This is a genomic window from Candidatus Dechloromonas phosphoritropha, from assembly GCA_016722705.1.
Classification (GTDB): domain Bacteria; phylum Pseudomonadota; class Gammaproteobacteria; order Burkholderiales; family Rhodocyclaceae; genus Azonexus; species Azonexus phosphoritrophus.
In genome coordinates this window covers 458,836-471,917 of record JADKGN010000005.1, presented here as the reverse complement: position 1 = coordinate 471,917, position 13,082 = coordinate 458,836, and the positions used below count along the sequence as shown (strand labels likewise).

At 67.3% G+C, this 13,082-nt stretch carries 15 protein-coding genes; all 15 read right to left on the bottom strand.

Annotated elements, in window-relative coordinates:
- Positions 1 to 52: 52 nt before the first annotated feature.
- Positions 53 to 772, bottom strand: a complete 720-nt coding sequence (gene fabG / locus IPP03_21810; protein ID MBL0355141.1) for a 3-oxoacyl-ACP reductase FabG — start codon at positions 770 to 772, stop codon at positions 53 to 55.
- Entirely contained in the window at positions 769 to 1,215 is a 447-nt protein-coding gene (locus tag IPP03_21805) for a 3-hydroxylacyl-ACP dehydratase (GenBank protein MBL0355140.1), read from the bottom strand. Before IPP03_21805 ends, fabG begins: the two co-directional genes overlap by 4 nt.
- The gene (locus tag IPP03_21800) at positions 1,209 to 2,012 is read right to left on the bottom strand and encodes a beta-ketoacyl synthase chain length factor (protein ID MBL0355139.1); all 804 of its coding nucleotides are present in this window, start codon (positions 2,010 to 2,012) and stop codon (positions 1,209 to 1,211) included. The genes IPP03_21805 and IPP03_21800 overlap by 7 nt, the downstream gene beginning before the upstream one ends.
- Positions 2,009 to 3,202 (bottom strand): beta-ketoacyl-[acyl-carrier-protein] synthase family protein, encoded by a 1,194-nt coding sequence (locus IPP03_21795; GenBank protein ID MBL0355138.1) that lies wholly within the window; start codon positions 3,200 to 3,202, stop codon positions 2,009 to 2,011. The genes IPP03_21800 and IPP03_21795 overlap by 4 nt, the downstream gene beginning before the upstream one ends.
- A gap of 54 nt (positions 3,203 to 3,256) precedes the next feature.
- Positions 3,257 to 4,516, bottom strand: a complete 1,260-nt coding sequence (locus tag IPP03_21790; GenBank protein MBL0355137.1) for a DUF1615 domain-containing protein — start codon at positions 4,514 to 4,516, stop codon at positions 3,257 to 3,259.
- Entirely contained in the window at positions 4,441 to 5,001 is a 561-nt protein-coding gene (locus tag IPP03_21785; GenBank protein ID MBL0355136.1) for an isoprenylcysteine carboxylmethyltransferase family protein, read from the bottom strand. The genes IPP03_21790 and IPP03_21785 overlap by 76 nt, the downstream gene beginning before the upstream one ends.
- Complete coding sequence (locus IPP03_21780; protein ID MBL0355135.1) at positions 4,998 to 5,720, bottom strand: class I SAM-dependent methyltransferase; 723 nt, start codon at positions 5,718 to 5,720, stop codon at positions 4,998 to 5,000. The genes IPP03_21785 and IPP03_21780 overlap by 4 nt, the downstream gene beginning before the upstream one ends.
- The gene (locus tag IPP03_21775) at positions 5,717 to 6,517 is read right to left on the bottom strand and encodes a polysaccharide deacetylase family protein (GenBank protein ID MBL0355134.1); all 801 of its coding nucleotides are present in this window, start codon (positions 6,515 to 6,517) and stop codon (positions 5,717 to 5,719) included. Before IPP03_21775 ends, IPP03_21780 begins: the two co-directional genes overlap by 4 nt.
- A gap of 167 nt (positions 6,518 to 6,684) precedes the next feature.
- Complete coding sequence (locus IPP03_21770; GenBank protein MBL0355133.1) at positions 6,685 to 8,979, bottom strand: MMPL family transporter; 2,295 nt, start codon at positions 8,977 to 8,979, stop codon at positions 6,685 to 6,687.
- Between the two features lie 41 nt (positions 8,980 to 9,020).
- Positions 9,021 to 9,587: an outer membrane lipoprotein carrier protein LolA gene (locus tag IPP03_21765; protein MBL0355132.1), complete on the bottom strand. Its 567-nt coding sequence runs from the start codon at positions 9,585 to 9,587 to the stop codon at positions 9,021 to 9,023.
- On the bottom strand, positions 9,584 to 10,498 hold the full coding sequence (locus IPP03_21760; protein ID MBL0355131.1) for an acyl-CoA synthetase: 915 nt from the start codon (positions 10,496 to 10,498) through the stop codon (positions 9,584 to 9,586). The genes IPP03_21765 and IPP03_21760 overlap by 4 nt, the downstream gene beginning before the upstream one ends.
- Positions 10,495 to 10,800, bottom strand: a complete 306-nt coding sequence (locus IPP03_21755) for a hypothetical protein (GenBank protein MBL0355130.1) — start codon at positions 10,798 to 10,800, stop codon at positions 10,495 to 10,497. Before IPP03_21755 ends, IPP03_21760 begins: the two co-directional genes overlap by 4 nt.
- Positions 10,787 to 12,130, bottom strand: coding sequence for an acyl-CoA synthetase (locus tag IPP03_21750; GenBank protein MBL0355129.1), 1,344 nt, complete (start codon positions 12,128 to 12,130; stop codon positions 10,787 to 10,789). The genes IPP03_21755 and IPP03_21750 overlap by 14 nt, the downstream gene beginning before the upstream one ends.
- Positions 12,127 to 12,801 carry a hypothetical protein gene (locus IPP03_21745; protein MBL0355128.1) on the bottom strand — a complete coding sequence of 225 codons (675 nt, stop codon included), beginning with the start codon at positions 12,799 to 12,801 and terminating at the stop codon, positions 12,127 to 12,129. The genes IPP03_21750 and IPP03_21745 overlap by 4 nt, the downstream gene beginning before the upstream one ends.
- Complete coding sequence (locus IPP03_21740) at positions 12,798 to 13,082, bottom strand: acyl carrier protein (protein ID MBL0355127.1); 285 nt, start codon at positions 13,080 to 13,082, stop codon at positions 12,798 to 12,800. Before IPP03_21740 ends, IPP03_21745 begins: the two co-directional genes overlap by 4 nt.

Here is a 13,082-nt window from a genome sequence, read left to right as displayed (position 1 = left end):
GCATCGCGCCGGTTCATGCAAGAGGAAACGCTTCCGCTGCCCGGGAGAACAATCAGATCATCCCACCGTTGATCGAGATGACCTGCCCCGAGATGTACGCCGCCTGATCCGACGCCAGAAAAGCGACGAGATTGGCGACCTCTTCCGGCTTGCCGGCACGTTTCATCGGCACCAGGTTCTTGATCGCCTCGGCGTCGAAGCTGCCTTCGCTCATGGCGCTGGCGATGATCCCTGGGGCAACGGCGTTGACCGTGATGCCGCGGCTGGCCAGTTCGAGTGCCAGCGCTTTGCTCGCGGCATGCAGCGCACCCTTGGCCGCCGAATAATTGACCTGGCCGCGATTGCCGGTGATGCCGGCGACCGACGAGATGGTGATGATGCGTCCCCAGCGTGTGCGGATCATCGGCAGGGTCAACGGCTGCGTGACGTTGAAAAAGCCGTTCAGCGAGACAGCGATTACGCTGTCCCATTGCTCGCCCGACATGCCGGGGAAAACCACATCGGCGTGGATGCCGGCATTGTTGACCAGAACCTGGATGGCACCGCTTTCGAGCAATCTCTCCAGTGCGACGGCTGTGCCGGCGCGGTCGGTGACATCGAAGGCAATACTTTCGGCGCTGCCGCCGGTGGCGAGGATTTCACCGACGACCGCGTCGGCCTTGTCACGGCCACGATTGCCATGGACGACGACGTGATGACCGGACGCGGCGAGGCGCCGGCAGATCGCGGCGCCGATGCCACCACTGCCGCCGGTGACGAGCGCCCGCCTCACGACCGCGCTTCCCGTGGCGAGCCAGTGTCAAGCACGACGGCGGCGCGACCCTCGACCAGGCAATCCCCGGCGTGACTGACCGAGAACCGGTAGAGGATGTGGTCGGCGTCGCCGGAAAGACGTTCGGCCCGAACATCGAGTTCGCCCGGCAGGTCGTCAAGACGCGCGACATGCAGGTGGACGCTGCGCACGCTGGTCAGGTAGCCCTGGCGCGGCCCATCGTCCCTCGCCAGCAACGAGCCATGCAGCGCCATTGCCTGGGCGGCATATTCGATGCCGATGGCGGCACCAAGACGTCCTTCGGCGCGCAACGGGTTGGCCGGATCGGCATGGCTGACGGCGCGGCACGAAATGAGGTCCCGCGACCAGTCGACCACGGCAGCGAGCAGGCACATGTCGCCCTGGTGCGGGATACGGGCGGCGATGGCGGCGCGGTCTAGCATTGCTGGAGAGTGACGTTCAGTTGCATGGGCGCCAGGTAGTCGAGACGGACCTGCCCCGGCTCGCCCCGGGCCAGATTCGCCAGCAAGGGCAGGCTGCGCATTGCCGGAATGTTCTGGCGCAGGCCTTCGAGCTCGGCATCAGCGAGGGCTTGAGCAGGCTCGGTGGTCGCCGTCACGGTAATCCGCACCAGCGAGCGTCGGGTTCTTGCCGGCGTCAGCAGCAGCGCGACGCCGCCGCAATCGGATATCTTACGTTTGCCATGCAGCGGCTCCGGATATTCGCTGTCGTAGGCGATCAGCAGTGTTGGCTGCCCGTCCACAACCACCTGGCCGAGCGCGTCGAGCAGACCGGCGCCGAAGCTGGCGTCGAAGGCGCAGAGGACCTGGCACGGCGCCATGGACCCGGTGGCGATGCCCCAGTAGCCGGCAGCGGCATTGTGCACGGAATTGTGGAAGCGGGTAGGCGAAACCTGGCGGTCATCACTGGCCAGTTGCTCGCACAGGGCGTGGCAATTATGGCCGTCGGCGCCGGAAGAGGCAAACACAGTCGCCAGCGTGCTGGCATCGGCTCCGGCGTGGGCGGCGGCTTCCAGCCCGATGGCAAGGGTGAGTCTGACGATGCGGCTGGCCCGCCGGCGCTCCGCTGGCGGCAGGATGGCGGGCGGCGGGAGCGCCGAGGGGGCCGGTGAGTAGCGCTGTTCGCCACGCAGCACCGCTCGGGCCGACGGCCAGTCCGCAAGACCGGGGGCGAGAAAGCCGATGCCTTCGATCCAGGCGGCGAGCGGCGTTGGCGTCATCGCGTGACTCCGAGAATCAGGCTGCAGTTGCTGCCGCCAAAGCCGAAGGAATTGCTTAACGCATGGCGCAACCTGCCGGGCCGGGATTTCAGAAAACAGGCGAGAGGGATGTCCGGGTCGGGCGTTTCGGTATTCGTGCACCCGGGCAGCAGGTCGTTGCTCAGGGCCAGCGCGCAGACGACGGCTTCGACGGCGCCGGCGGCGCCCAGGGTATGCCCGGTGGCGCCCTTGGTCGAACTGCACGGTACGCGATGGCCGAACAGCGCGTTGACCGCCTTGCCTTCGGCAGCGTCGTTGGCAGGCGTGGCCGTACCATGTAGATTGATGTAGTCGATGTCCTCCGGGTTCAGCCCGGCCGAACGCAGGGCTGCCGCCATCGCCATGCGGGCACCGAGGCCTTCTGGGTGAGGTGACGACATGTGATAAGCGTCGCTCGACTCGCCGGCGCCAAGCAGGAGCAGCGTCCCGGCTGCCGGCGCTTCCGGCGCCCGTTCGAGCAGCGCGAAGGCCGCGCCCTCGCCAATCGAAATGCCATCGCGGGCCGCATCGCAGGGACGGCACGGTGTCGTTGAAGTAAGTTGCAGCGAGGCGAAGCCGTAGAGCGTCGTCAGGCACAAGGAATCGACGCCGCCGACGAGCGCCGCGTCGATGGTGCCGCAGGCCAGTTGGCGGACGGCAACGGCGAACACCTTGGCGCTCGAGGAACAGGCGGTGGAAACAACCATTGCCAGCCCTTCCAGCCCGAAATACTCGCGCACGAATTCGGCCAGCGAAAACGAGTTGTGGGTCGTGCGGTAGAAGAAATCATCGGGCAAGGCGCCGGTATCCGGATTGCGCCGGCGATAGGCCAGCTCGGTCTGCAGGATGCCGGCGGTGCTGGTGCCGAGAAAGACGCCGACACGGGTTCTGCCGTAACGGACGATTGCCGCGCGGACCTCGTCGGCGAAACCGTCGGCTTCAAGCCCAAGCCGCGCCAGGCGGTTGTTGCGGCAGTCGTAACGGGCGAGGGAATCGGCCAGTTTTTCGGCGTCGACCGCGGCAACCTCACCAATCCAGGTTTCCAGCTTCACCGTCTCGAAAGCGCAGGGCGTGAGGCCGCTCCGCCCTTCGCGCAGCCCGGCCAGCAGCGCATCGCGACCATGGCCGAGACAGGTGGTGGCGGTGTAACAGGAAATCAGCAACGGGGTCACGGCGGGCCTCGAATTCGTCAAAAGACTATTTTAACCGCACGGATTGGCGCATCGTCAGCCGCTGCCGGCGCGTGCCAGGCAATTGCGATAACGCCCTTCGACGCGCCGGGCAAACCATTCGGTGGTCAGTTTGCGGGTGATCTTGGGACTCTTCAGATCGATCTGCGGCATGGCCTGACGCGGCAGCTTGCTGCCCGCGGCCTGGTCGGCCACGGCGAAAAGGCGCAAATACAGCGGGCTCTGGCCGAAGGCGGCGCTCTTTTCGAGCAGCAGGTCACGGCGGATTTCGCGCGGACTCAGGCGCAGCTTGCCGGACAACGCCTGCAATGCGGCCTCGACCTCGCTCGGCTGCTCCAGCGGCTTGCCACCCTTGTAGCGCAGCAGGTCGCCGTCGAGCGCCATCGGCTTGCCGCCGACTCTAACGAGCGCAGCCTGAAAGGCGGCATTGCGGCTGCTGTAGCGCCCGGCATTGAAGTCGGCGAAGCGGTAGACGACATCGTCGTACGGCGCCGGGTAGTCGAGCAGGATGGCGCTGCCGAAGTAGAGGCCGCCGCGGCGGGTGAATACTTCGTCGCGGATTCCGCGGTTGACTGGATACGGATAGGCCCTTTCGCGGGCAAATTCCTCCGCGAAGGCAATGCTGACCTGCATCGGGCCGCCCGTGCGCACCGGGTTGTAGTCGGCGAACAGCGTCTTGCCGGCGGGCAGTTCGGCAATCATGTCCTCGAACAGCGCATTGAGCTGCTTCTCGGTCTTGAGCATGGCGATGCGCTGGCTGTAGCTGCGACCGTCCGGAGAGGTCTTCAGCATCGCCGCGGATATCAGCAGTCTGGGAATGCCGTATTTCCCCCCGCGCTGTTCCAGTTCGCGCCAGACGATGTCGGGCAGGTTGGGAACCACCGGGTCGGCCTGAAAGCTCGATTCCTGCTCGATGATGGCGATGGCGGCGCAATAGACCTGCGGCGCGTGCGGCAGGCCGAGGCTGCCGAAGGCGCTATACAGGTCGTCGGCCCAGCCGCCGCGGTCCCTGGTGGTGGCCGGAATCAGCCGGGTGACCATGGCGCGGATCTCACCTTCGGTCGGGGGTGCTTGCGGGCGGGCCGGCGCCACACCGCCGGCGAGCGGCTGCGCGAGATCGGGCGGCAGGCGGGCAGCCGGAGCCTGCTCGCCTGTGCCCGCACAGCCGGCGAGAATTGCAACCGGCAGCAGCAACACGGCCGCCCTGGCTCGCCTGAACATCAGAAGAGGTAAGGTATGAAGCGGCGGGTTCGTCGCATATAGGCGGCGTAGGGAGCGCCGAAATAGGCCAGGCATTCGTTCTCGTCGGCACGGGCGGTCAGTACCAGCAACAGCGACGCGAAACCGGCGAGCGCGGTACCCGGCCAGGATGGCGCCTGGAAATAGGCGCCCCAGATCAGCGCCAGCAACGAGGCGTACATCGGGTGGCGGATGTGGCGGAAGATACCGGACGTCACCAGCGCCGTCGTCTTTTCGAAAGCGTACAGGGTGCCATCGGTACGTGCCTCGCTGGCCGCACCATGGCGACACAGTGCCCGATAGCTGCGAGTGACCAGGTAGATGCTGACCAGCATAAGACCCCAGGAAATGCTCTGATGGACCGAGGTCGGCTGTTCGCCCCAGGGTTGGCGATTGAGCACGATCAGGCCGAGGATCGCCTCCCAGACAAAAAAACGGTAGAAGCCGTGGCGACCGGGGTGGCGCAGTGACTTGCGCGACAACCAGATCAGCGCGAGGGTGCCGACGGCAAGCAGCACCAGGTCGACCCGCTCCGGGCTCATGCCGGCACCCGCGAGATAAGCATGATGTTGGCAAAAGGCTTGCCTTGGCTCATCGGCATGGGCTCGACCTCAAAGCCATGAGCCCTCAGCAGTTCGATCCATTGCGCGAGCTGGCGGCCGTGGAGCCTGGGCAGGCGATGGCCGCGGACGAAGGTGACCGCATGATCGAGCCAGTTGCAGATGTGGTACGGCAGGCCTGCCCCGGCATCGCCGACTCGGGTGAGGAACAGCCCGCCGCCGGGCAGCGCGGCGCGAATGCGCCCGAGCAGGTCGTCCTGCCGGGCGTGGTCGATGTAGTGAAGGGCATCCAGGATGGTGACGACATCGGCCTCGCCAAAATCGACCTCGCACATGTCGCCTTGGCGGATGCTGACGAGCGGATGATTGGCCCCGAACGCGCGCGCCGCGCGACCGACGTCCTTCTCCATCAATTCGATGCCACGCAGGCTGAGTGGATTCGGCGGAATGGCCCAGTCGCCCGGCCAGCGGCCTTGCGCATGGAAATTCCTGGCGGCCAGCAGCCAGGCGAAGAGGCTGCCCTGCCCGCAGCCGAGGTCGAGAAAGCGGGCTTCCGGCGGAAAGATCCCACGCTTCAGGACTTCGCGGAAGATGCAGTCCGAGGACAGTTTGCCGCGCGCATAGTGGTAGGCGAAACGACCACCGCCACGGAATGGGAGACTGGCGGCGTCGACCAGGTCATGCTGGAAGCGCGTCGTCATCGCCCGGCCGCCACGAGCGTGACCGGCGACAGACGGGCTTCGGCGGCGGCAGCCAGTAGCGGCGGCAGCACGGCAAGGATGAGCGGCTCGCCGGCCGGGGTCAGGCCGGCGTTGCCGTCGTGCAGGAGCAGGATGTCGCCGGGACCGAGACGACCGGTCAGGCGCTCGAGAACCCGCCGCCCGTCGCTGGCTCGCGTATCGTAGGGACGGCGTGTCCACGAGGCGAGTCGCAGGTCGAGACTGGCCAGGACCGGGTCGAGCAGCGGATTGCGCAGGCCGGCCGTCGGCCGGAAGAACTGCGGCGCCTGGCCGGTGACATCGCTCAGCGTGGTCTGGGCGGCGGCGATGTCGGCACGCATCCGGGTGCGGCCGAAGGTGGCAAACAGCCAGGAATGCGAGTCACCGTGATTCTCGACGCGATGGCCGCGCGCGACAATCTCGCGACACAGGCGGGGGTATTGCCGGGCGCGCGCGCCGATGCAGAAGAAGCTGGCCCGCGCTCCCGCCGCATCGAGAATGTCGAGGACACGCGGGGTCACCTCGGGGTCCGGCCCATCGTCGATGGTCAGCGCGATCTCGCGCCGCGCCGCCGCCAGCGCCGGCAAGCGGTTCAGGTTGGCGCCAAGGAGCGCGGAACGCGGCAGCATGCCGGCGCCGGAAAGCAGCAACTGGTTTACGGCGACGGCGCCGAGCGCCCACGGCCACGACCCGGGAAAGGCAAGCAGGCTAACGGCGGCGGCGCCATGAGCGGCGAACGAAATCTGAATGGCTGGCGAGGGTTTCCAGGGCTGCGGCATGGGTTCAGTTGGCGAGAGGTCCGCGATCGGCAAAATTCTCCCACAAAACCAGCCACGCCGCCCGGTCTTGGCCGCCGGGAACGACCGGTCGCGATGCCTCGGGAAAACCCCCTGAGCCGCCAGATTGCGGGCCGCGCGAGTATACCGTCCTGTCCGCGCGGCAGGCTTCATCGCGGCGCCGGCCGGGGAACGAAAATGGCCGCCAGCAGCAGGGCGAGAAGCGCTCCCGGTCCGACGGTGACGCCGATCGCATGCAGCACCGGGACCTTGGAGAGCGCCAGGGTGCCGAAGCCGATGGCCGTCGTCAGGTTGGCGATCAGCATCGACGCCAGCGTTTCCGGTTCGATCGCGCCGCGAACCTTGGCGCGGTCGAAGAACAGCGCGTAATTGGAGCCGACGGCGACGATCAGCAGCATACCGATCAGGTGCAACAGATGGAGCCGTTGTTCGCCGACGCTCAGGCCCGCAATCACCAGGACGACCGCCAGCAGTAGCGGCAGCAGAACGCCGGCAAGCCGCTTCGCCGAGCGCAGGGTGACGGCCAGCAGGGCGACGATGGCGGCGAATCCGGCCAGGGAGAGCAGCATCGCTTCGTGCAGGTAATCATTGTAGAGTTTGTCGAGTTCGCCTTTCATGTCGATGAACAGCGCGCCGCTCCCGGCCAGCGCGGCGCGCACCGGCGCACCGGCGATGTCCGGGCGTTTATCGCCAACCGGCGGATGCAGCGGCAGCAGAGCGCTCCAGCCTTCGGCGCGCTGCAGCAACAGCGCGTCGACAGCGAGCGCCAGACTGGTGCCGGCCAACGACTCGCGGCTCAGCGCGCACCGTTCCCTGGCGCTGGCGACATCGTCGATGAAGGCGCCGAGCTTGCCGGCCGCCAGTGGCGACCCGGCCTGTGCCGTCTGCAGGCGGGCACGCAGTTCCGCCGCCTCGGGCAGGCTGGCGCAACGCGCCCTCTGGGTCGCCAGGCTGGGCAGAAAACGCGCCGGACTGTCGTAGCCGCCGATGACACCGCTGGCGACCAGGCGGTCGAGCCTCTCCCCGGCCCTTTCGGCAGCCACGAGCGCGCCATCCAGATCGGCGCCACTGACGACGACCATGTAGCGCGAATCCGGGGCCGCGATGTCGGTGCGCAAGGCCTGGTCAGCCGCCGACTCGCCGGCACTGACCGAACTCAGGGCCGAAATGCTCGAATGCCACATGACGTCGCGGTGCGTAAACAGGTGTACGGCGGCGAGCGCGGCGAGGAACAGCAGCGGCCAGCGCCCGACGCGCAGGGCGTCGATGCCGCGTGCCGCGGATCTGCCAAGGCCAGCCAGATCGCGCGCCGGGGTCCGGTTCCCGGCGAGCTGCGGCAGGACGAAGCGGGTAACCAGCGCGGCGGTCAGCACACCGCTCAGGGAATACAAGCCGAGCTGGGAGAGTCCCGGGAAACCCGAAAAGACCAGCGCGCCGAAGCCGCACACGGAGGTCAGCACGCCGAGGCGGATCGTCGGCCAGAAGCGTTCGCGCCAGCCAGCGACACCGATGCGGCCGGACTGCACGAAGAAATAGATCGAGTAATCGACTGCCTCGCCGATCAGGGCCGAACCGAAGCCGATGGTGATGCCGAACACCATGCCGTAGGCCAGGCTGACGGCCACGATACCAGCCAGCGCACCGGAAGCGACCGGCAGCAGGCCGAGCAGCAACAGCCGCGGCGAGCGATAGACGAACAACAGGACAGCAACGATGGCGAACGTGCTGATCAGCGACAGGCGCGTCACGTCACTCCTGATCGTCTCGCGCGAATTGACCGCGAAGAGACCGGGGCCGGAGAGTTGCAGCCTGGCGTCGTGAACGCCCGCTGCCCCGGCGGCGGCGGCAAACTCCCTGCGGATGGCGGCGATCGCCGCTTCCTGGCCATCGGTATCGGAGCCGAGCGCCCGGGTCTGGACCAGCAGCATTGCCCGCTCGCCATCGCGTGAGCCCCAGACCCCTTCAACGCTGCGCGGCTGGGCGCCGGCATTCAGGCTGCCCAGCAATTCGACCAATTCCCCGGTCGGATCGCGCGCCAGCAACGGCTTCAGCATCAGTCCGGCCGGCGACGCCAGGAGGTCGATGCTGTTGGCGATGGCGGCACGCAAGCCGTCGACCGTAAACCGTTCCGGGCTCACCGCCGGACTGAGCAGGTAGCGATGACGGATCAGGAAGTCACGGTCGATATCGATGTTGCCGGCTTCGCCGTTCTGGACCGAAACGAACTCGGGCATGGCGGCCAGCCGGCGCCGCAGGTCGCGCGACAGGCCGGCGCGCTGGCGCGCATCGCCACCGGCGACGGCGAGCATCAGCAGGCGGGAAACGGCGCCCGTCCTGATCTGGTCGACCAGCACCTGCTGCCCGGCGCTCGGGTGGGCCGGCAGGAAGAATGACATGTCGGCGACGAAGCGGCTGTTCCAGACGATCGCCACGCCGGCCAGCATCGCCAGCAGCCAGATCAGGAGGGAGCGCCGCGCGACTCCGGTCACCGCGACTCGATCGGTTCGATGGTCAACAGCGAACGATCGCCGTCGGCCTGCAGATACTCGATGCTGCGCACCCGGCCCCGGCTGCCGCTGACCGTGATGCGCTGAACGAGCGCCGCCATCTTCTGTTCGCTCGGCAGCAGGGTCAGTGTCCACTTTTCGGGAGTGCCGGCCAGGTGCAGCAGATAATTCCTTTCCAGGGCCGCGCGGTTGCCGGTCAGCGTCCCGCGTATGCTGTCGATAAACGCAAGCGCCTCCGGCTGACTGGCAAGATCGATGGTCAGTTTCTGCTTGTCACGCTCGATGCTCAGCACCTCGCCGTCAAGCACCAGGGTCTCCGGCTTCGGCGTCAGCGTGCGCTTTTCGAGGCGGCCAGGGGCGCTGTAGCTCATTTCGCCGGTGGACACCAGCGGCTTGTCGAGCAGTGAGATGGTCTTCTTCTCGACGAATTTCGCCCGGCCGCCCCGATGTCTGGCAAGCTCGCCCATCAGTTCGCCGACATCGAAGGCGGCAAGCGCCGGCATGGTCAGCAAGGCCAGCAGCAGGGAGCAGAAAAATCGTCTCATCGGTCCTTCCGCCAGAAATCGAAGAAATTGAACCAGTTGTAGGGCGCCAGCCGGCAGTAGCGCCCCAGACGCCCGGCGTAGTCCCGCTGCGCCGCGCCGATCGCGGCGGCGACATCGGCGCGCGGCGTCGCGGAGAAATCGGCCAGCGGCTCGAAGTGTATCCGGTAGCGGTTGCCACCGAGGTAGAGCCCGGTCATGAAAAACACCGGCCGCCGCAACATCGCCGCCATGCGCCATGGCCCGACCGGAAACGGAGCCATTTCACCGAGAAATTCGCAGTCGACCGTGGCATCGCCACCCAGACCGCGGTCGGCCAGCATGCCGACCACGTAGCCCTGATCCAGTTTGTCGCGGGCCTGCAGCATCGAGTCCATGCGCCCGAGCGCAATGATGTCCTCGGTCGCCGCCGGGTTGATCGCCGCCAGCGTCGCGTTGATCTTGCGCGCGTTCTCCTCGTACATCAGCATCGCCACCTTGAGCCCCGCCCTGCCCCGGCCGACGGCGCGCAGCACCTCGAAGCTGCCGAGATGGGCGCCGATCAGCAGCGCGCCGGGCTGCCTCTCAAGCGAGGCAAGCAGCGCCCCGGCGCCGACCACCTCGATGTCGAAGAGGTCGAAACGGTCGTTAAGCAGGTAGATGCGGTCGTGGATGGTGCTGGCAAAGCTCAGGACATGGCGGAAGCCATCCGACCATTCGGCCCAGCGCCCGAGAGCGCGCCCAAGGTAGGCGCGGCTGGCGCGCCGGGCGGCGGCGGTGAACAGCACGTAATAGGCGGCGATTCCGTAGAGGACGACGCGCCCGATCCGGCGACCGAAAGTCAGCGAAATCCAGACCATCAGCTTCAGGATCAGCAGATGACTCTTCTCCTGCTGGCGCCGCCAGTCGACGGTCGCCGCCTGGTGGCCGTTCATGGGGTGGTCGGCGTCAGGCGGCCGGAAGCGACGGCGCGTCCGCCGGCATGTACGCCGAAGGCAATCGCGCCGTTGCCCCTGACCTCGAGCGTGAACAAGAGCGCTTCACCCGGCCCGGCCGGGCTGAAGAACTTGGCGCTGGCAATCTGCCAGCGAATGTCGGCGCGACCGTGGAGGTGTTCGGCGAACAGGATGGCGCGGTCGATGAGGACGACGCCAGGCACGATCGGACGGCCAGGAAAGTGTCCGCTCAGCGCCGGATGGTCCGGCGGCACGATCCAGGCAAACTCAGCGGACTGCATCGGACTTGTGGCTGGCATACAGCCCGAGCAGCCGCTCGCGCGGCAATTTGCCGGTCGCGTCGCGCGGCAAGGCGTCGACCAGGATCAGCGGCCGCGGCAAGAAAGCCGGATCGATACGTTCGCGCAGCGCCGCCAGCAGTTGCCGGCGCGCGACCCCGGGCGCGACGACGAGGGCGCACAGGCGGCCGATGCCATCGGTCGTTTCGTCGTCGGGCAGGAAGAAGACGGCATCGGCCACGCCCGGCAGCGCGGCGATCTGGTGGTTCAGGTAAGCGAGCGAAGAGCGCTTGCCGGCGATGTTGACGAGGTCGGCATGGCGGCCATGCAACAGGAAACGCCCGTCGCCAAGGATCTCGATGCTGTCGGACAACACCACGCGGCCCTCGACATGGCCGCCAAAAGCCGTCGTCCGCTCACCATCCTGCTCCAGCCGGACATCGGCCAGCAAGCGCCAGGCCTGATCGGCGGTCGTGCGCCGGCTGGCGATCTGGCCGGCTTCGGTGCAGCCGTAGATCTCGTGCAGCGGCGCGGCGAAGCGCCTCTCGGCCTCGGCGGCCAACTGCGCGGAGAGCGGTGCGGTGGCCGAGAGCAACAGGTCGACGGCCGGCAGGTCGAGGCCCGCCGCCAGCAGGGCAGCGAGATGAAAGGGCGTGGTCACCAGCATCCGCGGCCGCGGGACCGCGTCGAGGGCAGTGATGATGTCCTGCGGGTAGAACGGCTTGCCCGTCCAGAAGGGGCAGTTTCCGTGCAGCGCGAGCAGCACTGTCGATTCAAAGCCGTAGCTGTGCTGGGCCGGTACGGTGGCGACGATCGCGTGCGGGCGGGCGACCATTCCCAGCCGCCTGGCGCCAGCCCGTCCGTTCCTCGCCAGGCCGCCCCAGGTCTTGTCGTGCGGCAGCGGCAGGCCCGTCGAGCCCGAGGTGAACAGGCGGGCGGCGATGCGGGCGGCGGGAATCTCGGGGATTTTGACCACTTTTTCCGGGTCGACCGCAATAAGCTCCGGAAAGTCGAAGCGCGGCAGATCGCCGCTGTCGAAATCACCATCGCACAGGCAGAAGACGTCGGGGCAAGCGGCCCGCACCTGACGCAGCGTATCCGCTGATTGCGCGGCAGGTTGCAGACTGGTCCGCCCGCTGATCAGCCCGGCCGCCAGCCCCACGGTGAAGCGGTAGCGGTCGTGGCAGAGGTTGAGGAAGTTGCGACCGGCCGGCAGTTGTGCCGCCAGCGACGCCGCGTCGGCGAGGAATTCGCGCACGCGGACCGGACCCGACGGCCGCCAGGCAAGAACATCGTCGAGGCTGGCGTGCCCGAGCAGCGGCACCGCGTTCATGGGCGCCTGGCCAGATTGTCGGCGTGGCGCTGGCGCATCGCCGCCCGGTAGCCGCGAATGGTGTCGGCAATAGTGGAACGGTCTGCCGGCGACAGAACGCACCAGCGGAAGCAGTACTCGACGGCGAACATTAGCCCGATCAGCGGCAGCGTCAGCAGATTGGCAAAGACCGACCAGACGGCCGGCGGGGCCAGCCAGAACAGCGCGGTCGACAGCAGCGCTGTGGTGATGAAGAAAATGCTCCAGGCGATCGTCACCTGGCGCGTGTAATCTGCCTTGGCGGCGGAGATGACGCCGCCATGCGCCTTCCGCGAGAACTGTGTGACCAGGGCTTCGCGCGGGCCGAACAGGCTGCGTCCGAACAGAATGGCAAGCGCCAGGTTGGTGCCGAGGTGCTGGATGTAATAGAGCAACGCGACGTTGTGGCGCAGCGCCGGCCACAGCCAGGCAAGCAGGCCGAGCACGGCGAGACCGCCGCCGGCGATCCATAGCGGGTTACGGACGCGCCACAGCAGCATGACGACGATGGCGACGACCGGCAAGGCAGCCAGCGCGGCGGCAAAATCCGGATTACCCTCCCCGGCGCTGCCCTGATGCGCCAGCCAGGCCCATGCCGCCGCCAGGGCGAACAGCGCGAGGGCACGCAGCAGGTTGGCCGGAGTCAGGGTCATTTGCTGCGCTGGGCGGCGATGTGTGAAGCCAGGGTGCGCAGCGAGGAAAAGATGCGGACGTTGTCCTCGTTGTCCGAGCGCAACTGGAAGCCGTAGCGCTTGGAAATGACCAGCGCGATTTCCAGGACGTCGATCGAGTCGAGACCGAGTCCCTCGCCGAACAGCGGCGCGTCGGGCTCGATCTCGGCCGACGTCATTTCCAGATTGAGGGCCTCGACGATCATCTCGGCGACCTCCGGGAGCAGGTTTTCGACGGTTTCCGGGGAAATTTCTTGGGTCAT

What these genes read in the sequence shown, in the direction of transcription:
- IPP03_21805 (MBL0355140.1), bottom strand. Translation starts at nt 1,215, where the DNA reads ATGCTAGACCGCGCCGCCATCGCCGCCCGTATCCCGCACCAGGGCGAC.
- IPP03_21800 (MBL0355139.1), bottom strand. Translation starts at nt 2,012, where the DNA reads ATGACGCCAACGCCGCTCGCCGCCTGGATCGAAGGCATCGGCTTTCTC.
- IPP03_21790 (MBL0355137.1), bottom strand. Translation starts at nt 4,516, where the DNA reads ATGCCTGGCCTATTTCGGCGCTCCCTACGCCGCCTATATGCGACGAAC.
- IPP03_21785 (MBL0355136.1), bottom strand. Translation starts at nt 5,001, where the DNA reads ATGAGCCCGGAGCGGGTCGACCTGGTGCTGCTTGCCGTCGGCACCCTC.
- IPP03_21780 (MBL0355135.1), bottom strand. Translation starts at nt 5,720, where the DNA reads ATGACGACGCGCTTCCAGCATGACCTGGTCGACGCCGCCAGTCTCCCA.
- IPP03_21775 (MBL0355134.1), bottom strand. Translation starts at nt 6,517, where the DNA reads ATGCCGCAGCCCTGGAAACCCTCGCCAGCCATTCAGATTTCGTTCGCC.
- IPP03_21770 (MBL0355133.1), bottom strand. Translation starts at nt 8,979, where the DNA reads ATGCTGGCCGGCGTGGCGATCGTCTGGAACAGCCGCTTCGTCGCCGAC.
- IPP03_21765 (MBL0355132.1), bottom strand. Translation starts at nt 9,587, where the DNA reads ATGAGACGATTTTTCTGCTCCCTGCTGCTGGCCTTGCTGACCATGCCG.
- IPP03_21760 (MBL0355131.1), bottom strand. Translation starts at nt 10,498, where the DNA reads ATGAACGGCCACCAGGCGGCGACCGTCGACTGGCGGCGCCAGCAGGAG.
- IPP03_21755 (MBL0355130.1), bottom strand. Translation starts at nt 10,800, where the DNA reads ATGCAGTCCGCTGAGTTTGCCTGGATCGTGCCGCCGGACCATCCGGCG.
- IPP03_21750 (MBL0355129.1), bottom strand. Translation starts at nt 12,130, where the DNA reads ATGAACGCGGTGCCGCTGCTCGGGCACGCCAGCCTCGACGATGTTCTT.
- IPP03_21745 (MBL0355128.1), bottom strand. Translation starts at nt 12,801, where the DNA reads ATGACCCTGACTCCGGCCAACCTGCTGCGTGCCCTCGCGCTGTTCGCC.
- IPP03_21740 (MBL0355127.1), bottom strand. Translation starts at nt 13,082, where the DNA reads ATGACCCAAGAAATTTCCCCGGAAACCGTCGAAAACCTGCTCCCGGAG.